Raw genomic sequence first — 21,703 nt, 5'->3', positions numbered from 1 at the left:
GGCCCGGGGCCCCTCCCCCCCGCCCGCCCCCGGGGTAGCGGTCGGTGCCCCCCCCCCCCCCGGGGGGGCGCCCCACTGCCGGGCCTGATGACACCCGAACTGGTGAACCTCATCCAGCCGGGATCGACCCCGCACGCCGCCGCGTTCCAGCTCATCAGTGCCTGCCCCGCGCTGGACGTCGTCCTCACCTCGACCAGCACCCTCCAGCACTGGGAGGATGCCCGGGACGCTCTCGCCCAGCCGATCCCCGACGCACGACTCAGGACGGTGCTCGATGTCCTTTCAGCCGGATGACGACACCCGGCACGACCTGACGGCAGCGCACCAGAAGGCCGCCGGATTCCTCGGCCTGGTGTGCACCGGACCGCAGGTCTTCGGCAGCTCCGGAACCACCATCGGCCGCCGGGCCGAGAACGTTTGGCTCCGGGTCTCCAGAAGCAGCCGCCGCAGGGCGCCCCGGTCGACCGGCCAGGGCGCCCTCGGCGCTGAACAGCTCGTCCCCGACTCCGTCCCGCGCCCCCGGCTCCACGACACCGTGGACTGGACCGAGGCCGGCTGGTTCTACCAGGCCGACGTCTTCGACCTGGTAGGTTCCGCGCTCTCCTCGACCCCGGACCTCCGTGATGACCCCGGCCTGGACGATGGCTGGTGGACGGGGCTGCGGAACGCGCTGGCCGGCATTGCGGAAGCACCGGGCACGAAGATCACTCTGGGCCAGGCGTGGGTCGGCGAGGTCTTCCCGACGTACCTCGGCATCCCGGCCCCAGCCGAAATCGAGCGGACCACCGGGCACGGTGATCTCCAGTGGGCGAACCTGACCGCCGGACCGCTCAAGATCCTCGACTGGGAACGCTGGGGCCTGGTGCCGGTCGGCTACGACCGCGCGGTCCTGTGGGTCAGCAGCCTCCTCGTGCCCGCGGTCGCGGACCGCATCCGCACGGAGTTCGCCGACATCCTCGACACCCCGGCCGGACGCGTCGGTCAGCTCATCGCTCTCGCGGAGATGCTCCAGGCTGTAGATCGGGGGTACTACCCAGAACTCGCCCCTCTCCTCGCTGACCGGGTACGTGAGCTGACCGGTGTCACCCCACCGCAGGGCACCGACGCCGGCTCCGTCCGGTAGACCATGGACCTCCGGCAGGAGCCCGTCGACCACGTCCTGGACCAGGTGGAGCATCGCCTCGGCACGAGGTTGGACCGGCGGAGCGTAGTGCGCAAGCGCCGGACGGTCGGGGTCGGCACCGACCGAGGCAGCTGGGCCCGGGTTGAACGCCGCCCCTGGGCGCGGGCGCGGGAACAGGGCTGGGACGGATTCGAAGCCGCAGCGGTGTTGGCCAGCGTGGCGATGCCACGCTGGTACGGATCGGCGACATGGCAGGACCCGGACGACCGGGCGATCTGGCACGTGGACGAGACCTCGCTGCTGCCGGAGCTCCCGGTCGGGTCCGCTGTGGTGACCGTGGACCCGGAGCTGCCGGATGAGTGGTGGTGCTCACTGAACGCCTCGCTGGCAGCGCTGGCCGTTCAGCACACGGCCCGGGTGGCGGCCCCGGACACCGAACGGATCACGCAACAGATGGTCGACGACACAATTAGGGCCGCCTTTCCCGGAGCGCACGAAACTCGGGTGGAGCAGTGGTGTCCCGCTCACGCCGACCTGAACTGGGCGAACGTCACCGGCCCCGGTGAGTTCTGCATGTTCGACTGGGAGGACTGGGGAATGGCGCCACGCGGACTCGACTCGGCGTCGCTGTACGCCGCCTCCCTCGCCGTACCGGCACTCGCGGAAAGCGTCAGGCGGGAGCGCCGGGCAGACCTTGAGAGCCGGGACGGGACGCTGATGCAGCTGTTCGTGCTGGCGAAGATCGTCGGACCACACGCCGGTCCGAACGACCCGCGCGTGGAACCCGCGCAGCGCGAGGCCGCGCGACTGATCCGGGCTCTTCAGGCGAGCTGAACGCTAGCCGTACTGCTACTGCACCATCGTCACTGAACTGGGAAGGAGTAGGCATGGACCCCACCGCGCGTCTTCCGGGCGGTCACGACGCCGAGGACATCGCGAGCGCGAAGGAGCGAGGCTGGCGCGATCTGGCGCCCATCGACGACGCCTACCAAGCGGGCGAGATCACGGCCGCCGAGTGGCACTCCGCTGTCCTGGACGTCATCGAACCGGCCTACCTCAACGGCGACAACCCGCGGGCCCAGTCCGGCCACAGCGGCGACGAGACCCGCTGGCGAGAAGCCCGCGGTCTGCTCGTCGACCTGCTCCCGCCTCACGGCGGGACGTTCCTCGACGTCGGATGCGCCAACGGCCACCTGATGGAGAGCCTGACCAACTGGGCAGCTGAATCAGGGATCATCATCGAGCCCTACGGAGTGGAGATCTCCACCGCCCTCGCCGACCTCGCCCGAACCCGCTGTCCGAAGTGGGCGCATCGGATCTGGACCGCCAACGCGATGGGCTGGGCGCCCCCGCATCGCTTCAACGCCGTCCGCACTGGCCTGGACTACGTGCCGACGGACCTGCGTGGAGCGTACGTGGCCCATCTGCTGGACCATGTCGTCGCCCCTGGCGGCTGGCTGATCATCGGCGTCTACAACGAGGAACGAGGCCAGACCACAACACAGGACCTGCTGCGGTCTTGCGGCTACACCCCGGCCGGTACCACCACAAGAGAGCACCGGCACCCCGAGATCCAGTACAAGGGTCTATGGCTGGCCAGCGCTTGAGTATGCCCTTCGCCGCTGGCACCGGGGCATGCGGCTCCCCGGTGCTCTGATGGGCAGCGCGCTTACCTCAGCAGGCCGATACTGTCGGCGAAGCGCCAGCCATCGCAAGTAGCGCTGGCACCGAGGCCAGAACAAGGCCCATGTCGGAGTCGAACTCGCCGTCAGCGAGCCCCAGTAGGAAGGCCCTCCACTCCTTGGCGTCGTATCGCAGGATGGTGCCCTCAGGATCGGCCGAGTGCCGAAGGGCCACGGCGCCCTCGGGGAGGTACGCCAGCTCCAGGCGGTCGGCGGGATCGCCACCGGGGGCCGCCAGCCACACCGCGGTGCTGAGGTCAAGGGCGTAGAGGGCTGCCTTGGCGGTACCCGCAGGGTGGCTCATACCTCGACCAGCTCGCCAGCGAGGAGGGCGGTGGCGAAGTTCTGCATCGACCGGTTGCTGGTCCTGATCGGTTTGATCTGGAGGTTCTTCGAGTCGCGGAGCAAGGCCCGCACGTCCACCACCAGGGCGTGCGGGCCTTTGGGCATCACGCCAGCTCGGCCAGCGCCTTGTCCAGGCGCGCCAGGGTGCGCTCGCGGCCAAGGACCTCCAGCGACTCGAACAGCGGCAGCCCCACCGTCCGCCCGGTCACAGCGACCCGGATCGGCGCCTGGGCCTTGCCCAGCTTCAACCCGAACACCGCGGCCGTCTCCTCCAGAACGGCCTTGAGCGAGGCCGCGTCCCAGTCCGCCCCGGCCAGGATCTGCCGCGCCTGGCGCAGCAGATCCGCCGCCCCGTCCTTCATGGCCTTCGCCCACGACGCCTCGTCGCGCACCGGCTCCTCCAGGAACAGGAAGTCGACGTAGGCGGTGATCTCCGACAGTACCGAGATCCGCGTCTGCGCCAGGGCGGCTACCGCGGCGAACCGCGCCGGGTCAAACGCCTCCGCACTCCACGGGGCCCGGGGCGCGGACAGCCAAGGCGCGCACGCCGCCGCGAACTCCTCCACCGAAAGGGCCCGCAGGTACTCGCCGTTGAACGAGGCCAGCTTCTTCACGTCGAAGAACGCCGAGGAGCCGTTCACGTCCTCCACCTGGAACAGCTGCTCCAGCTCGGCGTAGGGGCGGATCTCGACGTCGTCCTTGGGGCCCCAGCCCAGCAGCATCAGGTAGTTGACCATGGCCTGCGGCAGGTAGCCCTCGGCCAGGTAGCCCTCCAGCGCCACCTTGTCACGCCGCTTGGACAGCTTCTGCCGCTTCTCGTTCACGATGACCGGCAGGTGCGCCCACACCGGCGGCTCGGCGCCCAGCGCGCGCCACAAAAGCTGCTGCTTGGGGGTGTTGGAGAGGTGCTCCTCGCCGCGGATGACCTGGGTGATGCCCTCGTCGAGGTCGTCGACCACGTTGGCCAGCAGGAACACCGGGCTGCCGTCGCCCCGGGCGATCACGAAGTCCTCGATCGCCGCGTTGGGGAACTCCGGGTTGCCGCGGATCAGGTCGACCACCACCGTGACCCCCTCGTCGGGGGTGCGAAAGCGCAGGGCCCGGCCGGCCTCGAAACCCAGGGCGCGCCCGCGGCAGAACCCGTCGTATCCGAGTTGCTGGGAGCCGGTGCGCTCGGTCACCTGCTCGCGCGTGCAGTCGCAGTAGTACGCGAGGCCGGCCTCGTACAGCTCGGCGGCGGCCTCGCGGTGACGGCGCTCGTTCTCCGACTGGAAGTAGGGGCCTTCGAACGTCGGGTCCGCCTTCGAGATGCCGATGGACGCGAGCGCGCTGATGATCCCCTCGGTCCACTCCCCGCGGTTGCGGGCCGCATCCGTGTCTTCGATCCGCAGGACGAACTTGCCGCCGCGCTGTCGTGCGGTCGCCCAGTTGTACAGCGCCGAGCGGGCGCCACCGACGTGGAACATGCCGGTAGGGCTCGGAGCGAAGCGGACGCGGATGGGCGCAGGGGCAACAGTCACGCGAATACGGTAGCCGTGTCGATCGGTTCGAGTTGCCGTTCACCTCGATCGGTGTTGACCTGATGGTGGGCGAGGGACCGTCCCTGGCTGTCCAGAGGCATGTCGCGAGGCCACCCGATCGAAGGACAAGGCGAGGTGGATGTACGGAGAGCGACAGAGGAGGACGCGCTGTCGATAGCCCGCCTTCGCTCGGAAATGATCAAGGCACCCCCGACTGGCCGGTGGTTCGAGGACCTCACCGCCTACCTGACGGACGGACTTGCTCGCGCCGTGGACATGGCGGGTTTCGTCGTCGACGATGGTCCAGCTGGCGAGTTCGTCTCCGCCGCACTCGGGAGCATCTACCAGGCGCCACCCGGGCCGACCTACTCCGGGCAAACTGGGTACGTGCACATGGTCCTGACGAAACCGGGCTACCGCCACCAGGGGCACGGTAGAGCCGCCACGGTCTGCCTGCTCGCTTGGTTCTGGGGCCAGGGCTGTGGTCTGGTCAACCTCACCGCCAGCGCGGACGGGGAGCGGTTGTACCGTTCGCTTGGCTTCAAGGAGAACGCCCGCTCCATGAGGCTCTTCCGGGCGTGAGCAGCTTCGGCGGCCGTCCCTCACGACAACCGGTGGTAGGGAGGCTGCTGAGCTGCCAAGACCTCGAGTCACACCCACCGTTGTGACGTCACTCAGGATGATCGGCTGAATCCGGACGGCGATTCTGCGTTGCTCGTGGCGCCCGGGCGTTCTATCCTCTCGGCAACGCGCTGACGGAGACAAGTAGCCGCAGGGCACGCGAGCCGAGAGAGCTGTCGGCAGCTGGGAAGGCAGTCTCGCGTCCTGGGGTGAATCCCCTCCCGAGTGCGGGGAGGAACGGCCAGCTACGGCCCAATGCCCCGCCGGTTCGCTCCCGTTATCGAGCTGTTGAGGCCGTCTCTACGTGACGGCGAAGGCGTGGTGGCACCGCGAGTTCCCTTCTCGCCCACGCCCCCAAGGGATCACGTCGCACGCCGACTGATCGATGGGACCCGAAATGCTGGACATCACCCTGCTCCGCGAGCACCCCCAGCGCGTCGAGCGCGCGCTGGCAAAGCGAGCCGTTCACATCGACCTCACCGCCTTCCTCGCCCTGGACGAGAAGTACCGGCATGGCACGACCGAGGTCGAGACGCTGCGCGCCGCGCGCAAGCAGATCTCTCGCGAGATCGCGCGGCTCGACCCGACGGACCCAGCCGCCGTCGCCAAGCGCACCGAGGCAACCGAACTCGGTACCCGCCTTGCCGTACTCGAGGAGCAGCTCACCGCCCTGGCCGACGAGCGCCAGGCGTTCCTCGACCAGCTGCCCAACCTGCCCGACGAGGACGTGCCGACCGGCGGCAAGGCGCAGAACCAGGTCGTCCGCGAGCACGGCACGCGTCCGGACTTCGACTTCGAGCCGCAAAACCACGTCGATCTGGCCTGCCGACTCGGGCTGATCGACTACGAGCGCGGCGTCAAGCTCGGCGGCGCCGGCAACTGGGTCTACCGCGGCAGCGGCGCCCTCCTCGAATGGGCGCTGCTCAACTACTTCATCGAGACCCATGTTCAGGACGGCTACGAGCTGATCCTGCCGCCCCACCTGTTGACCTATCAGGCTGGCTACGCCGCAGGTCAGTTCCCCAAGTTCGCCGAGGATGTCTTCGCGGTCGAGCAGGGTCCGGCCGGACCGCAGCGGTTCCTGCTGCCGACCTCGGAGACCGCCCTGGTCAACCTCCACCGCGACGAGGTCCTGGCGGAGGACGAACTTCCGCGCAAGTACGTCGCCTACTCGCCCTGCTACCGGCGCGAGGCCGGCAGCTACCGCACCGCCGACCGTGGAACCCTTCGCGGCCACCAGTTCAACAAGGTCGAGATGTTCCAGTTCGCGCACCCCGACGTCTCCGACACCGCTCACGAGGAACTCCTGACCAAAGCAGCCAACTTGGTCGAGGCGCTCGGCCTACACCATCGCGTCACCCGGCTGGCCGCCGAGGACACCAGCGCCTCGATGGCCAAGACCTTCGACGTCGAGATCTGGCTGCCCAGCATCGACGGCTACGTCGAGGTGAGCTCGGTCTCGAACGCACGGGACTACCAGGCCCGGCGCGGCAACATCCGCTACCGCCCTGCAACAGGAAAGCCCGGCTACGTGCACACTCTGAACGGCTCCGGGCTGGCCACCAGCCGCCTGGTGCCGGCCCTGTTGGAACAGCACCAGCAGCCGGACGGCACCGTCGCGGTGCCGCTGGTGCTGCAGCGCTGGCTCGGCTGTAAGTTCTTGACCCCAGCAGAACCCTGGTAGTCGTACCGGCGGCAGGCTCGGATCAGCGGGCGTGCCCAGCGTTGACCAGCTACGAGACGCTGGCGCCCACGTAGTTCCTGACTGATCTGACGGACACGGACCCGGTGATCGGTCATCTCCAACTGATGGCAGTAGGGCCCTGCCGAGGGGCGTCGCCCGCCTCGCCGAGAGGCGGGACCCAGGGGGAAGGACTTCAACATGCTGATCCGAGAAGCAGTCGCCGACGACGGTCCAGCGCTGGCCCAGGTGCACCTTGATGCTTGGCTTGTCGGGTACGCCGGCCTCATGCCACAGGGTCTGCTCGACGCGACGACCCTGGAGCGTCGTAGGGCAATGTGGCAACTGACCCTGAGCAGGGAACGTGACCCGAGAGAGAACATCTTGGTCGCTGAGGTGTGCGGAACTCCACGGGGCTTCGCACACGTCGGTCCTGGACGCGACGCGGACGCGGACGGGGCGGGAGAGCTCTGGGCGCTGAACGTGGCACCGCAACAATGGGGAAGCGGCCTGGCATCCAACCTTGTCCGAGCAGCTCACGACGCCCTGCACCGCCGAGGGTTCGACAAGGCGACTCTGTGGGTGCTCACTGGCAATGCCCGCGCCCGTAGGTTCTACGAACGGCACGGCTGGTGTACCGACGGCGTCGCCCGCGAAGAAACCATCAGGGGCTTCACCGTTTCCGAGCTGCGGTACACGCTCGACCTTCGTCCCAAGTGACTTGTCACATTGCAGGTAGTGGATGCCGAGCGCCGCCAGTACCGAAGTGCCCGCCCCCGGCGCCCTGATGCAAGAGGTTCGTTCCAGCCGGCCGATGCCATCGGCGAGGCCCCAACCATTGCGGCGCTACGGCGGCGGTGCAGCGATCGTTCAATGTCATGTCGTACGTCAGGCGTCATGCTGATCTCTCGGCGGAGTTCGCCGTCCGGGTCGCAACCATGAGGAGTCCACTGGCATGACCCAGATCGTGAGGCGCAACGCCCGGGCGATCCTTCTCGACGGAGAGGAGCTGGTGCTGATTCTGCGGACCAAGCCCGGCCGCGAACCGTATTGGGTGACGGTCGGCGGGGGCGTCGAGCCCGACGACGCCAGCGTGGAGGCGGCGCTGCACCGGGAGGTGCTCGAGGAGCTGGGTGGGGCGCTCCATACGCCGTGGCTCGTCCACCTGATCACCGACGAGCTGGAGGAGGGCCTGGGGGTTCAGCACATCTTCGTCGCCCGGCTGAAGGAGATGGATATCCAGGCGCGCACCGGCACCGAGTTCGCCAAGCCCGAGCGCGGCGGCTACGAGGTCGTCCGGGTGCCGTTCACAGCGGAGGCCCTGCGTGGGATCCAGCTCATGCCGCCGCAACTGGCGGACTTCATCACCGCCAACATCGATGCGATCCGAGCGGTGAGCGAGTGGTGAGCCTCACGACGGTGCCGTCGGCCCTGAGCCTGAACGGGCCGGACAACGTCGGCAAGACTGCTCAGCTGCCGGTAGCCGGGCTGGTCCCCCACGTGATGGTAGTTTTTCGCAGGCTCATATGTCGGATTGGTCCGATTGTCATGGCATTCGAAAGAAGTGAGTGCACGTCAGAATGCGCGGTAGCCTGGACCGCTGGTGGTCAACTTCAACGACTGCGGTGACTTCCGGCACTTCCCTGCCCGGGCTGCCGCCGCAGAGCCATAGGGGCAGGTGCACTGTGACGACTCCGGCCGCGCCGACAACGGGTTCGGACTTCTACTGCGACGAGGCGCTGAACCGCCGCACGCCGGTGAAGGTGGTGGAGGAAACCGACACGGTGCTCGCGTTCGAGCACACCAGGCCGAGCTATCCGGTGCACATCGTGGTCGTCCCGAAGCGGCACATCCCGTCGCTGGTCGACCTCGGCGACGGCACCGAAGAGGTGCTCGCGGACGTTCTCCGGGTCGTCCGGAAGGTCGCGGCGAAGGTGCGGGAGGAGTACGGCGCGGCGTGCGTCGTGACGAACGAGGGCGCGTACCAGGAGTCGAAGCACATGCACTGGCACGTGCTGTACCGCGGTGACCCCCCCGGAGGGCCTGGCTGAGACAGCCCGCCGGCGGCTCAGCGCGCGTGACGCTGGCGCGGGCGAGCGAGGGCGACCGTCCTGGCAGCGATGACCCGCGAGGTACGGCGAACGGTCTCGGGGTCGGGTTGGCGTCGCGTGCCGCACCCGCTTGTACTCCTGACCTGAACTCGAAGACGCCCTGCACCAGACCGGATTCGCAGTCGTTTCCTTCGCCGGGGACTTCACCGGCGGACCCGTCCGGCCCGAGAACCGCACTGTCGTCACCGCCGTCGCCCGGAGCGCGAACCCGTGATCACCCGCCGAGACGCCAGCAGCATCACCGCCGACGCCGAGCACCAGTTCCTCGCCGCCTGCGGACTCACCTCCGACGACCTGATCGCCGCGGGCACGGAGGCCCGCGTCTACGCCCTCGGCCACGACCAGGTCCTCAAGGTCTACGCCGACCCCGGCCAGCGCCAGGCGCTGGAGACCATTGCCGACCTCTACCGGCGCTTCGACCGCACCAGCGTCCCCTTCGCCCTGCCCGAGATCCAGAGCATCGAGCAGCACGGCACCCTGCTGGCCGTCACCGAGAGCCGCCTGCCCGGCACCCCGATGGGCGACGCGCTCGACCTCACCGACCCGGCCGCCGAAGACACCTACCTGGCCGCCGTCCGCGACTTCACCGGCCTGCGCTTGACCACCCCGCTCGACCGGCGCATGCTCCTCGACCCCGACCCGGCCCACCAGGGCGAGGACTGGACCGCCTTCCTGCGCCGTCTCCTGGAGCAGAAGCTCCCCAAGGGGTTGGCCGACCTGCGCCTCGACGTCCCCGCCGTCGACAGCATCACCGACCAGCTCACCAAGCGGCTCGACCGCACCTACACCGGCCCCGAAGGCGTCATCCATGGCGACCTCTACCTCGACAACATCCTCGTCGCAGACGGCAAGGTCAGCGCCGTCATCGACTTCGGCACCTTCACCCTGCTCGGCGACCCGCTCTACGACCTCGCCGGGGCCTGCGCCTACTACCGGATGTACGACGAAGACCGCGTCGCCGTCCGCAACCGCCTGCTGGCCGCCGCCGAGATCCTCCCTGTCGACCGGCGCGACGACCTCGCCGACTACCTGCACCTGGTCGCCCTGCTCTCCTGCGACCTCTACCCCGAGCAGGACAAGCACATCCGCGAAACCGGCCACTACCAGTGGGCTGCCGACGTCCTCAACACCCCGACCGACTGGAAGAATCGGTGACCAGCTCCCTGCCCGAACCCGACTCGGAGCGCGGCACCTGGCTCCCGCCCGAGCAGTTCATCGCCGCTCTCCCCGGGTGCCCGCGTACGCCTCCCTCTACATCACCGACCAGCACGGGCAGCCGGTGCTGCTCAACTCCTCCGTGTACAAGCCCGGAAAGAGGCAGATCTGGCAGTTCCCCGGCGGACAGATGCCCCGGGAGACGCCGCGCCGAACTGCAATCCGCGAGACCGAGCAGGACACCGGCCTCACGCTGGTGTGCGGACTGCTGCTCGCCGTCCACTTCCTTTCGCCAGAAGTCACCTGGCCCGCGAACAAGTTCGGACTGATCTTCGATGGTGGAGCTCTCAGCCCCGAGCAGCTCGCGACGATCCAGCTCGACCCCGACGAGCACAGCAAATGGGATGCTCGCCCGGTCGAGCAATGGGGTGACGTCCTCAACCCCCACAGCATGGACCTGCTCCGAGAAGTCTCCCGTGTGGCGCGGTCCGGCTCAACGGCTTACATCGAGCATATTGAGGGCGACTTCGTCGACTACATCTGAGCGGCGATCACCGCTCCTGGCCCGGGCGCGACCGGAGGGCAGGGGCCGCGAGCCTGCGGCTGAAGGTGGCCAGCTCGCGAGCGGCAGGCGCACGCCGGGCCTGAGACGGTGATCAGCGTCACTCTGTTTGCGGTTCCCTTGTGGCGAGTTGCTCGCTATGGTCCGTCGTCCCCCGGTCGGGATCGGCCCGGCCGAGGCTTGAGGAGGATCTCCCTGCGTATCCACCGCAGCCCGCACTCGTCGAACTTCCTGATCGTCCCGAATGAGTTGGCGCAGAACCGCGCGATGACCTACACCGCCAGGGGGCTGCTGGTGGACCTCTTGTCCCGCCCGGACGACTGGCGCGAGACCTGCCGGCAGATGGCGGACTCGAGCCCCCAGGGCCGTAAGGCGTTGGCGGCGGCGCTGGACGAGCTGCGTGTGTGGGGGTACTACCGGGTGGAGGTGGTCCGGCTGCCGAGCGGTCGGGTGCGGTCGGAGGCGCATGTCTTCGACCGCCCGCAGGCGGGGCTGCTACCCGGTGCCACTGCGCCGGGCTCCGGTGAGCCGGACACCGCTGGACGTGACGCCCTTCCAAAGGACCTGGTGAAAGTACCCTCCCTCCCAGAGCTGGATCCGGTCGACAAGGGCGGCGCCGCGGGGAACGAGGGCGGGCCGGAGGAACCCGCTCCTGCTCTGGTCCGTGCCCGGACCGTGGAACCGGCGGCGGAGCTGGACGAGTCGCGCCTCGCGGCGGTGAACGCGCTGATGCGCGCGGTCAGACCGGAGCGGCGTCTGCCGCTCGGTGCGGCGGAGGCGGCGGCGCTGGCACCGCTGGTCAGGGAGTGGCTGGAGCGGGGCGGCTCGGAGGACCAGCTGCGCACGGCGCTGCTGTCCGGGCTGCCGGAGGTCGTCTACTCGCCGCAGGCGGTGGTGCGGTCGCGTCTGGAAAGGAAGATGCCGGCGGAGCGCCCGGCAGCGGTCGCGCGGCAGGGCGCGGAATGTGCGGAGTGCCGTGATCCGCTGCCGCAGCCGGGGCTGTGCCGACGGTGCCAGGGGGCGGAACCCCGTCCTGTCGGCGAGGTGCACGGCGCCGAGGTGACGGCGCGAGGGAGGGCCAAGGTCCGTGCAGCGATGGCCGGTTCAGCCGTGTGAGGCGGGCTGGCAGCCCAGGCCGCCCTGCGGCCGTGGGGCGGCTGTTCGGCGGGTGCTGGGGGCGTGTGAGCCGTCGTCGGGCATGACCCGGCGGCTACTGGAGGCGGCGGTGTTGCCGGGTACGGAGCCCCGGCAACACCGACTGCGCCTACAGCCGGACGGGCAACGACTCCAGACCCCGGACGAGGCGGGAGCGGCGCCACTGCAACTGCTCGGCTGGGACAGCCAGCCGCATACCGGGGAAGCGTTCGAGCAGGAGGCGCAGTGCGGTCTCGAGTTCCGCGTGGGCGAGCGGTGCGCCGAGGCAGCGGTGGATGCCGTGGCCGAACGAGAGGTGGCTGGCGGCGTTCGGGCGGTGGAGATCGAGCCGGTCCGGATCGGCGAATCGCCCGGGGTCGCGGTTGGCGGCTCCGGGGGACACCAGGACCGGGGTGCCGGCGGAGAGTTCGACGTCGCCCAGCTGCACCGTGTGAGCGGCGTGGCGCCACGTGGCGATGCTCACCGGGGCGTCGTAGCGCAGGAGTTCGTCCACCGCTGTGGGGATTTGGTGCGGGTGGGCCCGCAGGTCCTCCAGCTCAGCCGTGTGCTGGAGCAGGGCGAGGACGGCGTTGCCGATCGCTGCCGTGGTGGTCTCGTGGCCGGCGATCAGGAGCAGCAGGCCGAGGGAGACCAGTTCCTCCTCGCTGAGGCGGTCGCCGTCGGCGTCGCGGACGGCGATCAGGCTGGAGAGCAGCGCCTGGTCCGGCCGGGAGCGCTTGGCAGCGATCAACTGAGTCATGTAGTCGGCGAGGCCGTGGGAGGCCGCGTCGATCCTGGTGTTGTCGCCGGTGGCGAACAAGTCGGTGGACAGGGCGCTGACCATGTCCCAGTTCTCCGGCGGTACGCCGAGGAGCTGGCAGATCACGGTGACCGGGAGGGGGCCGGCGAGATCCGCGATCAGGTCGACCTCGCTGCCCGGCTCCCACTGTTCAGTCAGCTGCTCAGCCACGTGACGGATGCCGGGGCGGAGGTTGTCGACGGTGGAGGGGGTGAAGGCCCGGACGACCAGTCGGCGAAGGCGGGTGTGCGCGGGTGGGTCGGTGTGCAGCATGGTGTGGGCGACCGCAGGGTGGAGCGAGCGACCGGACGGACGCTCGGCGAAGTAGGCCGCGGTGTCCTTGGAGAGGTCGGCGGCGAGCGCCTGGCGCGCCTGCTCGTAGCCTGTGACGGCAACCGCCGGCCCCGTACTTCCGCCCAGGGGGACCGGGAGGATCGGGGATCGGCTGCGCAGTGCCGCGTAGGTCGGATAGCGGTTCCGGTAGAACTCCGGGTCTGAGAACGGGGAGGGCATGTCGCCTGTCCTTCCTAGGCCGCGGTGAGCGCCGGGAACTGGTGGTCGGAGGCGCGGTGGACGATGGCGTTGGTCGCGTACTGCCGGGAGACCGAGCGTAGCCACAGTGCTTCGGCACGCAGGTCTCCCTCGCGGGCGTCGCCCCCGGCCGCCTGCGGGGCAGGGTCGTCCTGGGCAGGGGCACCTGCGCGGGCGGCCCGGATCGCTCCGGCGACGATGGCCGCCTCGACGATCGCGGCTCCGCGGTCGGTCCCGGCGTGCCGAGTGGCGGCGACGGCTGCCGCTGCTGCCTGCTGGACCGTGCGCGAGCGGTGCTCGTCCAGGGTGAGGATCCCGTCGCAGACCTCCACGACTCTGCGGTGGAGAACGAGGTCGGTCTCGGTCTCACCACCGATCGTTCGGAAGACGACGCTGGGGCAGACCTGGGTCAAGTCGTTCCACAGCGGGGCGAGGTCCGAGACGGACTGACGCTCCCACCGGCGCCGGAGGAGCTGCGTCACCGGCCAGACGATGGCCGGCAGGGTCAGCCCGATCGTGATGAGCAGCACGCTGACGGCCGGCGTGGTCACGCTGAACGCGCAGCTGACCGGGGTGACGGGTGATGAGCAGCGGGGGCCGCCGGGGAAGGCGTTCCACCCGAACAGCGCCGCCCCGGCGTTGACGGTCTTGTAGGTGGCGTAGACCAGGGCGACGGCACAGCCGGCGGCGGTCGTGCGCAGGCCGAGCCGCTGGGTGGTCCGCGTTGCTGTGCGAGACCTGGTCCAGGTCTGGGTGAGGCAGTCGACGACGGCGTACGAGAGGTAGGCGATGTACGCCAAGGCGTAGATGTGAAGGGACGTCGGGCCTTCGGCCGGGCCACCGTTCGTCTCGACGCTGCTCCACATCAGCTCGCCGGGCGTGATCGCGAAGGCCGTGGCCATGGTGGCGACGGCCACGGCCAGGAGCCGCAGTCGCCAGCGGATCCGCCGGCGGGCCTCGGGCGCGTCGAAGTTGAGGTAGAGGAGCACGGCGGAGACGGCGGCTCCCGCGGACAGGGTCGCGCTGTTGCTGACCAGCCGGGAGAGGTCTGGGGCGATGGCGTCCTCCACCGCCCGCAGCGTCGGCTGGTAGGCGCTGAAGGCGAGCGCGAAGCAGGCCAGAAGGGCGGACAGGGACCAGGTGCCTGCTGGCCGCTGACCCGGGCGCCGCCGGAAAGCCCAGTAGAGCGAGGCGGCGAGAAGTACAAGAGGCATGCCGCCGAAAATGACGTTGATCACGACGTTTCCTTGAGGGTCAGGAGAAGATCGCGTCCCAGCGCTCATCGGCGACGCTGGGGCGAGCGGCGGGCAGCACGGTCCCGCGGTACATGCGCTGAAGTATGAGAGTGGCCATCATTTCCGCCTCGATCTCCGCGTCGGTTTCGTACGACGTGCGGGCGGAAACTCCGAGGACGCTCCAGTCCATCAGGTCGGCGAGTTCTTCGTCCGACATTAGGTCGGCGAGGTCGATCTCGCCTTTGTGCTCCCAGAGGATATGGGAGAGCTCATGGGCGATAATCTGCCGTCGGTGTAGTGCCGAGGCGTTTTTCTCGTAGTAGATGACCTCACGGTCGGCATATCTCTTACGCAGTCCACATGAGAATGCGCCCCTCATGTCGACGGGTTCGCATTCGATTGTCCGTCCGACCAATGAGGCGACTGCGCCAATCAGGTCACTCTCACTGAACCGGTGAGGTAGAGCGAGGCGCCCGAGCCGCTTTTCGCAGGCAGTCCGGAGCGAGCGCGCATGCACGGCACCTCCCAGGGATGATCAAGGATTCCGCTGGTCTTGGGTGGGCCCTGGGCGTCCCCTCGCGCGCCCAGGGCCGGGTTCAACCGGGGTCAGTGCCCCATGCCGACGCCGCCGTCGACCGGGATGACCGCACCGGTGATGTAGGAGGCGGCGTCGGAGGTCACGAAGGCGACAGCAGCCGCGACCTCGTCCGGCTGGGCCATACGGCCCATGGGCACGCGCTGGAGCAGGGACTCGCGCTGGGAGTCCGTCAGGACGGCGGTCATGTCGGTCTCGGTCAGGCCGGGGGAGATCACGTTGCTGGTGATGCCGCGCGAGGCCAGCTCGCGGGCGAGGGAGCGGGCGAAGCCAATCAGGCCGGCCTTGGACGCGGCGTAGTTGGCCTGGCCAGCCTCCCCCGTCATCGCACCTGCGGAGGAGATGAACACCAGGCGGCCGAACCGGCCGCGCAGCATGCCCTTCACGGCCCGCTTGGCGACCCGGTATGCGCCGGCCAAGTTGGTCTGGAGCGTCGCGTCGAAGTCCTCCTCACTCATACGGAGGAGCAGGGTGTCGCGGGTGATGCCCGCGTTGATCACGACGATCTCGATCGGTCCGTGGGCCGCCTCCACCGCAGAGAGCGCCGCGTCGACCGACTCGGGGCTCGTGACGTTGCACGGCACCGCGAGGAGCCCGTCCTCCGGGCAGTCGCCGCTGCGGGAGGTCACGGCGACCCGGTGGCCCTGCTCACGGAGCTGTCGCGCTACGGCCAGGCCGATACCGCGGTTGCCGCCGACTACGAGGGCGGATCGAGACATGGGTCTGCTCCAAACGTGGGGGGTGAGGGGGCGGCGCGACCTCGCGGCGGCCGGTAGGTCCACCCTGCCTCACCATGGTCGGAACTCGCAGTTCCGGAACTGGCACTTCCGGAACTGCGAGTTCCGGAATCAGGAGTTCGTGCTACGCGCATCGACTCCGCTGCGTTACCACCAAGTCGGGTTAACGGAAGGTAATCAATTGACCCCAGGGCCCGTAGATGCTGGAATCTGACGCCCTGTCGAAATCGGGCCACATGATCATCTTTTACTGACGGGTCATCATCCGAAAACGAGCACTGAAATCGATTCGTTACATCGCTTGGACTTCACCATTGGTGTGGTGTTCGCCACAGCCTCCTGGTAAGCCCGAGCGTTAGCTGCTGCCTAGACTCGACGGTTATGAAGACCGACCATGAACGCCTGTCAGCCCGCGATGAGACGTTGGCCGGCATGGTGGAACGCTGGCGCCTGCGCCTGGATGCCAACGCAATCCCGGGTCTGGTGAAGACCACTGGCTCCGCTCGCCGCACCACCGAAGTCTCGAAAAGCGAAATCGCCCGCTATATCGGGGTCAGCGCCCGCTGGTACAGCAAACTCGAAAACGGCGAGGAAGCCAGCTTTTCCGAGGACTTCCTGGACCGACTCGCTTACACGCTGCGCCTGAACGACGCCGAGAAGCTTGCGCTGTTCCACCGGGCGATCGGGCGCGGACCCACCGAGCGCGGCGCGGAGCCGGACGCGAAGGCGGCGATGGACAGAGACATGGAGCGCCTTCTCGCGAAGCAATTGCCGAATCCCGCCTACATCTCCGACGTCGCCTGGAACGTCGTCGCCCACAACAGTCCCGACCGGGCGATGTATCCGTGGGTGTACAGCGGCAACATCATGAGGTGGAGCTTCCTCTACCCCGAGGCCCGCGAGCAGCTGGTCGACTGGAAGGAGGGCTGGGCCGTTCCTTTTCTGGCGCAGATCCGAACCGCAGCGGCGCAGCACCCGGACAACGTCCAACTGAAGGAGCTCGTGCGGGACATCATGGAGGGCTGCCCCGAGGCGCAGGAGCTCTGGGACCGCCACGACTACTACGTCCACCCGGACGGCGACGTCAGGTACATGCGGATGCCCCACGGCGGCGACGACAAGGTGCCCTGTCGAATCATGGCGTTCGCCCCCCTGCGCAACACGAAGCTCCGCCTCATCATCTCGTTCCACGGCTCCTGAAGCGTTCTTCGACTCGACCGAAGCCGTAGGGACTCCGACCACCTCGGCCTGCCGATGCTGCCGGCCAGAACGATCGCAGCATCGGCAGGTGCGTGACTGAAGCCGACGCCGGCCGGTGCCGGGCCCCGGTGCCTCGCGTCGGCCGGTTGCAGGACTCCGAAGTCGACGTATCGCAACGGCGAGCGCGCTGTCGATGGGGGCCTCGGGGGCATGGCCGCCCCGTGGGGCCAAGCGCGCTGAGTGTCTTGCCAGTTGCCGCCAGGGCGGGTGGGGCATTGGGGTGGCTCCGAGCGGGAAGCGCTTACCCGTCTACGCGCATAGATGAAGTTGAAAAATAAATGGAGCGTGAACTTCGCGCTTCGGGGGTTACGCGGGGGGGATCGGGGGGAGCCCTTGGGACTCTCTCGCCATGTCGATCATGTCCGTGATGCGCGCCATGTTCCTCGCGTTGAGGCCCTGGCTGCGCAGCGCGATCGACTGGACGCCGGAGTCCCGCATGGCGGTCGTCAGGTCGCGCCGGGCGAGCACCGTCTCCACCTCGTCGTCGGGGACGACCCAGATCGTCGGCGGTGCGTCGAAGAAGCTCGAGATCGCGGTGAGGGTGTTGATCGTCGGGTTCGCCTTGGCCCCGCGCCTCAGCTGCTTGATGGAGGACTCGCTGATGCCGGTGCCGGCCACGACCTCGGCGATCGTGTACGGGCCGCGCCCCTCTGGGTGCCGGTGCTCGAAGAGATAGCCCAGCCGCGCTGCGATGCGCGCCACCCCCGCATCGGCGTCGATGTGCTCGACCATCGCCACTCCTCCCGTGTCGGATCGTCCCACGGGGACACTTTAGTGCCTGATCGTGCTCGCACGCACTTCTAGGGGGCAATCTAGTGCCCACGAGCGGGGCATTTTGGTGTACGTTGATCACGTCGAAGGGGCAATAAAGTGTCCGATCCTCGGCGGCGCGCTGTTCGGCGCGCTGTTCCGGGGAGCTGGCCGGCCCACTGGCCCGCTGAGCGGGCCGCCTCGGCCGCCCTCGTCGAGGGCCCGGGAGTTGGCGCTCCCGGGCTCCTCGTACCACGAGGACGTCGATCACGTCCGAAGATGACCGGCCTTCGTATCTGACCACGCAGCCGGGCGTCTCCAGCTCAGGAGTCTCCCATGTCCTCCTTCTCGGGTACAACCGCGGTGTCGACCCGGCCCGCTGGCATCGAGATCGCCACCGCCCCGTCCTCCTTCGTCGAGGCCCTCGCCGGCCTCCTCGCGCCGGACTCTGCGATCGTCCGGCTGGACCGCGGATCGCACGGATTCCCCCGCACGGCCAGTGCCTTCGACGTCCACCGGTGGCCCGTGCCCCAGTCGCTCCCCGAGCGGCAGATGGCGGCCCGCTGGATCGTCCAGCACTTCCCCGGCCTTGACTCGCGCCTCGCCCACGAGCTGGACCTCGCCACCGGGCGGCTGACCACCGTGACCGCGGCCGAGCCCTCCGCCATGGCGGCCTGACCCAGGGCACAACCCAGCAGCCTGACCACCCCGGCCCCGCCGACCCCGGCGAGCACCGGTGATCCGTCCTGCCTCGACCCACACGAGGCCGCTGCTCCCCTGCGCGTACAACCGCCCGAATCCGCCGGCGCGGTGCCCCGAACTGCGACAGCTCGTGGCGCCAAGCCGCCGTGCCCAGCGAAACCAGGACTTCCGTGCCCAGCCCCACCTTGCCCGTCCGCGCCTCCGAAGCGCAGGAGGAGCAGAAGGCGACGGGCGGCTCCGGCCTGCTCGTGCCCGACCCCGCTCAGTGGATATCGACCACCTCCGGACGCATCGCACCGGACCCGTACACCTGGCTGCAAGCCGTCCACTGGGTGTGCGACGCCCAGGCCCATACCCCGGCCCGCACCCACGGCCCCCGCTTCGGCAGCACTACGGTCCGCATCGCCGAGCTGCTCGCCCAGCTCACCCCGTGCAGACCGGGTGTCGACTACCTCGTCCGGGTGCTCAAGGTGTCCGAGCGCACCGTGCAGTACCACCTGTCGATCTTGAGAGAGTCCGGACTGCTCACCTACACCCTCAAGGGCACCCGCATACGCCAGGCCGCCGCCAGGGCAAGCGAGTTCGTCCGCACCATCCCCGCGGCGTTCGACGAAACCATCGGTTTGCGGACCGCCGCGTCCCAGACGTTCATCCGCACCGTCGTCGGCGTCGTCTCCGACGAGAGCCGCCACGCCCTCGCTCGGCTCGGCAAGAAGGCCGCGCGGACCGTGCGCCGCTCCAAGCGACGAGGCGCCCGGAAGGCCGGCATCAACTCCTCTGCGAAATCCTCCCGTTGCACCCCAATGGGGGCAGGTGCTGTTACTTCTTCTCCTGCAGCACCTACCAACAAGCCCTCTGAGGGCGACCTCGGACACGGGAAAGACCAGCAGGCTCGACCGGAGAAGCGGATCCGGCGGAAGCTGAACGCGGTCGGACGGCGCCACCAGCTGGCCCTCGAACTCGTCCGGCAGGTCCCGTGGCTCAGCGGCAGCCCGGTTGCCCGGATCGCCTGGGCCGTTCGCCACCTCGCGGACGCCGGCTGGACCGCCCACGAGGTCATCGCGGTTCTGGCCCAGCGGGCGCCCGCCCGCCGCGTCCACCGCCCGGTCGGCTTCCTGACCGCCCGCCTGGCCGGAGCCGAACTGCTCTACGACACCGCGGCCAAGCGCGCGGCGATCGTCGCCTGGTGGCGAGACAGCCCGCAGGCGGCCAAGGAGCGCCACGCCGAATGGCAGGGCACCTGGCAGGCCCCGCGCAGCTCCGCCGTTCAGCGCCTGGTCCAGGACGCCTGGACGAGAGCGACCCGCCGCGAGCCGCTGGTGGTCCTCGACGAGGTGCCGACCAGCGACGAGCAGCGCGAGGTCCGCACCACGGCATGGCGCCAGTACCTCACCGGAAGACCCGAACTCGTCACCTCCGCCCTGGCCCTGGCCGGCCGGGACCAGGCCGAGCAGATCTACGGGCACGACCTCGTCGAGCGCGTCCTGCGCCTTCGCACCACCAGCAGCCACCTGAAAGCAGGAACCGCCTGATGAGCCACAACGAGAACAGCGGCGTCGACCTCGCCCGCCCCGTCCTGCGCCGAACCCGCGCCGAGGCGAGCAAGTGCCCCGCCGGCCGCTCCACCGAGGAACCCCACCGCGCTGCCACGTACAGCGGAGCCGCCCAGGTCGCCAAGACCAAGGCCCGCGCGGACGCCTCGCCCCGATACCTGCGCGCTCTCGCGCAGCTGCAGGCCAGCCGCCCCAGCGCGCCGGCCGACTCGCGGACGAGCCCGGCCGTCGACCAGCGGATCAGAACCCTGGCCAGAGAGACGGCCCCCCGTCTCTCCGGCCAGCGACCCGGCTAGTCACCGAACGGCCGGCACCAGCGCGACCAACCCACTCGACCTCGGCTGCGCCGCCGCCCGCCCCGCACTTCCGCGCCCCTGCGGCAGCGGACCCACCCGGAGAACCACCCCCGTGTCCAGCACCATCGCCTCCATCACCAACCACCGACGCGACCACACATGGGTACGGCGCGCCGCCTGCGCCGGCGATGCGCAGCCCGATCGCTTCTACCCCACGCCCGACGAGACCGCGAAGACCCAAGCCGCCAAGGCGATTTGCGCAAGCTGCCGCGTCAGCGACGAGTGCCTCACCGAGGCACTGGAGACCAACGACCGCTGTGGCATCCGCGGCGGCATCACGGAGGGCGAGCGACTCGTCCTGCACAAACTCAACGCCAACGGCCGATGGGAAGAGGACCGGGTCGTCGCCGCACTGAACGGCCGCCCTGTTGGCCTCTCCCGCGAGGAGCGCAACAGCGTCTCCGTCGTGGCCGCCATCCTCGGCCTCGACCCGCAAATCTGGGCACCCGTGCTCGGCATCGGCCGCACCAGGGCACTCACCCGACTGCGCGAAGCCCGCGCGCAGCTGGAGAAGCAGCCCTTCCTGCTGCGTCGAGAGCAGCGCATCGCCGCCGAGTTCAACCCCGATCTAGCGGCGGTGGCGGCATGAACGAGCCTGGCCGTACGCCGAACCGCATGTCCGGATGGGACAAGGCCGCGATCGGCGTGATGGGCGCGGTCGGCGGCACCCTGAGCTACGACGCTCTTCAGCAGATGGCCGTCGCCATGCACGTCCGCCCCGAGCTCTCGTACTTGTTCCCGCTGGCGGTCGACGGTTTCATCGCCTACGGAGTACGGGCGTTGGTCGTGCTGAAGGAGGCGCCGTGGCGCGCCCGCGCCTACACCTGGTCGGTGTTCGGCAGCGCCACGGCCACCAGCGTCTGGGCCAACTGGACCCACGCCGTCCGCCTCAACCAGCAGATTGCGCCCGACCAGGGCCTCCACCTGAACAACACGGCCGTCGGCGCGCTCAGCACCATCGCCCCGCTGGTGCTCGGCGGCGCCACCCACCTCTACATCGTCATGTCGCGCCATGCCGCCTCCACTGCTCTGCACAGCGAACCGGACGACGCCCAGGTCGTCGAGGAGGAGACGGTCACGGCTCGAACCGAGCGGACCGACTCCACCACACCGAGCACGGTCCGCTCCTGGTGGCGAACCCGATTCCGCCGAAGCCGCTCGGACAGCCCGGAACTCGACCACGGCCAGACCCTCACCGAGCAGCCGCGCCTTCGGCTGGTCAGTGGAGACCAAGCGGGTCCGTCCGGTCCG

The 21,703-nt window shown here is 69.2% G+C and carries 26 protein-coding genes; 18 read left to right on the top strand and 8 right to left on the bottom strand.

The genetic code is table 11. The features are described 5' to 3' along the window. Positions 1–87: 87 nt before the first annotated feature. The 4 genes from ACIBEC_RS18625 to ACIBEC_RS18610 are packed head-to-tail and all read left to right on the top strand — an operon-like array spanning position 88 to position 2,730. Positions 88–294, top strand: coding sequence for a hypothetical protein (locus ACIBEC_RS18625; protein WP_396287974.1), 207 nt, complete (start codon positions 88–90; stop codon positions 292–294). After that, entirely contained in the window at positions 275–1,123 is an 849-nt protein-coding gene (locus ACIBEC_RS18620; RefSeq protein ID WP_360493496.1) for a hypothetical protein, read from the top strand. The genes ACIBEC_RS18625 and ACIBEC_RS18620 overlap by 20 nt, the downstream gene beginning before the upstream one ends. A gap of 3 nt (positions 1,124–1,126) precedes the next feature. Beyond that, complete coding sequence (locus ACIBEC_RS18615) at positions 1,127–1,957, top strand: hypothetical protein (RefSeq protein WP_360493493.1); 831 nt, start codon at positions 1,127–1,129, stop codon at positions 1,955–1,957. Between the two features lie 53 nt (positions 1,958–2,010). Continuing rightward, the gene (locus ACIBEC_RS18610; RefSeq protein WP_360493490.1) at positions 2,011–2,730 is read left to right on the top strand and encodes a class I SAM-dependent methyltransferase; all 720 of its coding nucleotides are present in this window, start codon (positions 2,011–2,013) and stop codon (positions 2,728–2,730) included. A 67-nt stretch (positions 2,731–2,797) separates the two neighbouring features. On the opposite strand, the gene ACIBEC_RS18605 is transcribed toward ACIBEC_RS18610, so the two are convergent. The 3 genes from ACIBEC_RS18605 to gltX are packed head-to-tail and all read right to left on the bottom strand — an operon-like array spanning position 2,798 to position 4,616. Then, entirely contained in the window at positions 2,798–3,109 is a 312-nt protein-coding gene (locus ACIBEC_RS18605; RefSeq protein WP_360493487.1) for a DUF397 domain-containing protein, read from the bottom strand. Beyond that, complete coding sequence (locus tag ACIBEC_RS18600; protein WP_360493484.1) at positions 3,106–3,255, bottom strand: hypothetical protein; 150 nt, start codon at positions 3,253–3,255, stop codon at positions 3,106–3,108. Before ACIBEC_RS18600 ends, ACIBEC_RS18605 begins: the two co-directional genes overlap by 4 nt. Further along, positions 3,255–4,616 (bottom strand): glutamate--tRNA ligase, encoded by a 1,362-nt coding sequence (gene gltX / locus ACIBEC_RS18595; RefSeq protein ID WP_360493481.1) that lies wholly within the window; start codon positions 4,614–4,616, stop codon positions 3,255–3,257. The genes ACIBEC_RS18600 and gltX overlap by 1 nt, the downstream gene beginning before the upstream one ends. A 249-nt stretch (positions 4,617–4,865) precedes the next feature. Here gltX and ACIBEC_RS18590 point away from each other — a divergent pair, with 249 nt between their 5' ends. From ACIBEC_RS18590 to ACIBEC_RS18555, 8 genes are all read left to right on the top strand, one after another. Next, the gene (locus tag ACIBEC_RS18590; protein ID WP_360493478.1) at positions 4,866–5,252 is read left to right on the top strand and encodes a GNAT family N-acetyltransferase; all 387 of its coding nucleotides are present in this window, start codon (positions 4,866–4,868) and stop codon (positions 5,250–5,252) included. A gap of 436 nt (positions 5,253–5,688) precedes the next feature. Next, complete coding sequence (gene serS, locus ACIBEC_RS18585) at positions 5,689–6,975, top strand: serine--tRNA ligase (protein ID WP_360493475.1); 1,287 nt, start codon at positions 5,689–5,691, stop codon at positions 6,973–6,975. Positions 6,976–7,173: 198 nt separating this feature from the next. Further along, on the top strand, positions 7,174–7,692 hold the full coding sequence (locus ACIBEC_RS18580; protein ID WP_360493472.1) for a GNAT family N-acetyltransferase: 519 nt from the start codon (positions 7,174–7,176) through the stop codon (positions 7,690–7,692). Between the two features lie 235 nt (positions 7,693–7,927). Further along, on the top strand, positions 7,928–8,380 hold the full coding sequence (locus tag ACIBEC_RS18575; protein ID WP_360493469.1) for an NUDIX domain-containing protein: 453 nt from the start codon (positions 7,928–7,930) through the stop codon (positions 8,378–8,380). Positions 8,381–8,657: 277 nt separating this feature from the next. Further along, the gene (locus tag ACIBEC_RS18570) at positions 8,658–9,023 is read left to right on the top strand and encodes an HIT domain-containing protein (protein WP_360493466.1); all 366 of its coding nucleotides are present in this window, start codon (positions 8,658–8,660) and stop codon (positions 9,021–9,023) included. Between the two features lie 270 nt (positions 9,024–9,293). Next, the gene (locus ACIBEC_RS18565; protein WP_360493463.1) at positions 9,294–10,238 is read left to right on the top strand and encodes an aminoglycoside phosphotransferase family protein; all 945 of its coding nucleotides are present in this window, start codon (positions 9,294–9,296) and stop codon (positions 10,236–10,238) included. A gap of 76 nt (positions 10,239–10,314) precedes the next feature. Then, complete coding sequence (locus ACIBEC_RS18560) at positions 10,315–10,782, top strand: NUDIX hydrolase (protein WP_360493460.1); 468 nt, start codon at positions 10,315–10,317, stop codon at positions 10,780–10,782. Between the two features lie 108 nt (positions 10,783–10,890). Continuing rightward, a complete protein-coding gene (locus ACIBEC_RS18555) occupies positions 10,891–11,916 on the top strand; it encodes a hypothetical protein (protein WP_360493457.1) in 1,026 nt (341 codons plus the stop codon). Positions 11,917–12,064: 148 nt separating this feature from the next. Here ACIBEC_RS18555 and ACIBEC_RS18550 read toward each other — a convergent pair whose 3' ends face one another. The 4 genes from ACIBEC_RS18550 to fabG all read right to left on the bottom strand — a co-directional run bounded on the left by ACIBEC_RS18550 (position 12,065) and on the right by fabG (position 15,813). Continuing rightward, the gene (locus ACIBEC_RS18550) at positions 12,065–13,246 is read right to left on the bottom strand and encodes a cytochrome P450 (protein WP_360493454.1); all 1,182 of its coding nucleotides are present in this window, start codon (positions 13,244–13,246) and stop codon (positions 12,065–12,067) included. A gap of 14 nt (positions 13,247–13,260) precedes the next feature. Beyond that, positions 13,261–14,502 (bottom strand): MAB_1171c family putative transporter, encoded by a 1,242-nt coding sequence (locus tag ACIBEC_RS18545; protein ID WP_360493451.1) that lies wholly within the window; start codon positions 14,500–14,502, stop codon positions 13,261–13,263. 16 nt (positions 14,503–14,518) lie between these two features. Further along, complete coding sequence (locus ACIBEC_RS18540) at positions 14,519–14,878, bottom strand: ImmA/IrrE family metallo-endopeptidase (protein ID WP_360493448.1); 360 nt, start codon at positions 14,876–14,878, stop codon at positions 14,519–14,521. A gap of 227 nt (positions 14,879–15,105) precedes the next feature. Then, entirely contained in the window at positions 15,106–15,813 is a 708-nt protein-coding gene (fabG, locus tag ACIBEC_RS18535) for a 3-oxoacyl-ACP reductase FabG (RefSeq protein ID WP_360493445.1), read from the bottom strand. 399 nt (positions 15,814–16,212) lie between these two features. Here fabG and ACIBEC_RS18530 point away from each other — a divergent pair, with 399 nt between their 5' ends. Beyond that, entirely contained in the window at positions 16,213–17,031 is an 819-nt protein-coding gene (locus ACIBEC_RS18530; RefSeq protein WP_360493442.1) for a helix-turn-helix transcriptional regulator, read from the top strand. 366 nt (positions 17,032–17,397) lie between these two features. Here the strand turns inward: ACIBEC_RS18530 and ACIBEC_RS18525 are convergent, their stop codons facing one another. Next, a complete protein-coding gene (locus ACIBEC_RS18525) occupies positions 17,398–17,823 on the bottom strand; it encodes a helix-turn-helix transcriptional regulator (protein ID WP_360493439.1) in 426 nt (141 codons plus the stop codon). Between the two features lie 354 nt (positions 17,824–18,177). Between ACIBEC_RS18525 and ACIBEC_RS18520 the strand changes: the two genes are divergently transcribed. The 5 genes from ACIBEC_RS18520 to ACIBEC_RS18500 all read left to right on the top strand — a co-directional run. Further along, positions 18,178–18,519 carry a hypothetical protein gene (locus ACIBEC_RS18520; protein WP_360493436.1) on the top strand — a complete coding sequence of 114 codons (342 nt, stop codon included), beginning with the start codon at positions 18,178–18,180 and terminating at the stop codon, positions 18,517–18,519. Between the two features lie 194 nt (positions 18,520–18,713). Then, entirely contained in the window at positions 18,714–20,075 is a 1,362-nt protein-coding gene (locus tag ACIBEC_RS18515) for a helix-turn-helix domain-containing protein (protein ID WP_360493433.1), read from the top strand. After that, entirely contained in the window at positions 20,075–20,392 is a 318-nt protein-coding gene (locus ACIBEC_RS18510; protein ID WP_360493430.1) for a hypothetical protein, read from the top strand. The genes ACIBEC_RS18515 and ACIBEC_RS18510 overlap by 1 nt, the downstream gene beginning before the upstream one ends. Positions 20,393–20,504: 112 nt before the next feature. Then, positions 20,505–21,041, top strand: coding sequence for a WhiB family transcriptional regulator (locus ACIBEC_RS18505; RefSeq protein WP_360493427.1), 537 nt, complete (start codon positions 20,505–20,507; stop codon positions 21,039–21,041). A gap of 26 nt (positions 21,042–21,067) precedes the next feature. Further along, a partial coding sequence (locus tag ACIBEC_RS18500) for a DUF2637 domain-containing protein (RefSeq protein WP_396287973.1) occupies positions 21,068–21,703 on the top strand: 636 nt, incomplete at its 3' end.

Origin of the sequence: Kitasatospora sp. NPDC051164 (assembly GCF_044455625.1) — a bacterium.
Lineage (GTDB): Bacteria > Actinomycetota > Actinomycetes > Streptomycetales > Streptomycetaceae > Kitasatospora.
The sequence above is the reverse complement of the archived record's forward strand: the minus strand, read 5'-3'. Positions and strand labels throughout refer to the sequence as shown.

Coding starts and splice junctions, on each gene's coding strand:
- ACIBEC_RS18625 (WP_396287974.1), top strand. CDS start 88: ATGACACCCGAACTGGTGAACCTCATCCAGCCGGGATCGACCCCGCAC.
- ACIBEC_RS18610 (WP_360493490.1), top strand. CDS start 2,011: ATGGACCCCACCGCGCGTCTTCCGGGCGGTCACGACGCCGAGGACATC.
- ACIBEC_RS18540 (WP_360493448.1), bottom strand. CDS start 14,878: ATGAGGGGCGCATTCTCATGTGGACTGCGTAAGAGATATGCCGACCGT.
- ACIBEC_RS18620 (WP_360493496.1), top strand. CDS start 275: ATGTCCTTTCAGCCGGATGACGACACCCGGCACGACCTGACGGCAGCG.
- ACIBEC_RS18590 (WP_360493478.1), top strand. CDS start 4,866: ATGATCAAGGCACCCCCGACTGGCCGGTGGTTCGAGGACCTCACCGCC.
- ACIBEC_RS18550 (WP_360493454.1), bottom strand. CDS start 13,246: ATGCCCTCCCCGTTCTCAGACCCGGAGTTCTACCGGAACCGCTATCCG.
- ACIBEC_RS18615 (WP_360493493.1), top strand. CDS start 1,127: ATGGACCTCCGGCAGGAGCCCGTCGACCACGTCCTGGACCAGGTGGAG.
- ACIBEC_RS18510 (WP_360493430.1), top strand. CDS start 20,075: ATGAGCCACAACGAGAACAGCGGCGTCGACCTCGCCCGCCCCGTCCTG.
- ACIBEC_RS18600 (WP_360493484.1), bottom strand. CDS start 3,255: ATGCCCAAAGGCCCGCACGCCCTGGTGGTGGACGTGCGGGCCTTGCTC.
- serS (WP_360493475.1), top strand. CDS start 5,689: ATGCTGGACATCACCCTGCTCCGCGAGCACCCCCAGCGCGTCGAGCGC.
- ACIBEC_RS18525 (WP_360493439.1), bottom strand. CDS start 17,823: ATGGTCGAGCACATCGACGCCGATGCGGGGGTGGCGCGCATCGCAGCG.
- ACIBEC_RS18605 (WP_360493487.1), bottom strand. CDS start 3,109: ATGAGCCACCCTGCGGGTACCGCCAAGGCAGCCCTCTACGCCCTTGAC.
- fabG (WP_360493445.1), bottom strand. CDS start 15,813: ATGTCTCGATCCGCCCTCGTAGTCGGCGGCAACCGCGGTATCGGCCTG.
- ACIBEC_RS18575 (WP_360493469.1), top strand. CDS start 7,928: ATGACCCAGATCGTGAGGCGCAACGCCCGGGCGATCCTTCTCGACGGA.
- ACIBEC_RS18580 (WP_360493472.1), top strand. CDS start 7,174: ATGCTGATCCGAGAAGCAGTCGCCGACGACGGTCCAGCGCTGGCCCAG.
- gltX (WP_360493481.1), bottom strand. CDS start 4,616: ATGTTCCACGTCGGTGGCGCCCGCTCGGCGCTGTACAACTGGGCGACC.
- ACIBEC_RS18530 (WP_360493442.1), top strand. CDS start 16,213: ATGAAGACCGACCATGAACGCCTGTCAGCCCGCGATGAGACGTTGGCC.
- ACIBEC_RS18520 (WP_360493436.1), top strand. CDS start 18,178: ATGTCCTCCTTCTCGGGTACAACCGCGGTGTCGACCCGGCCCGCTGGC.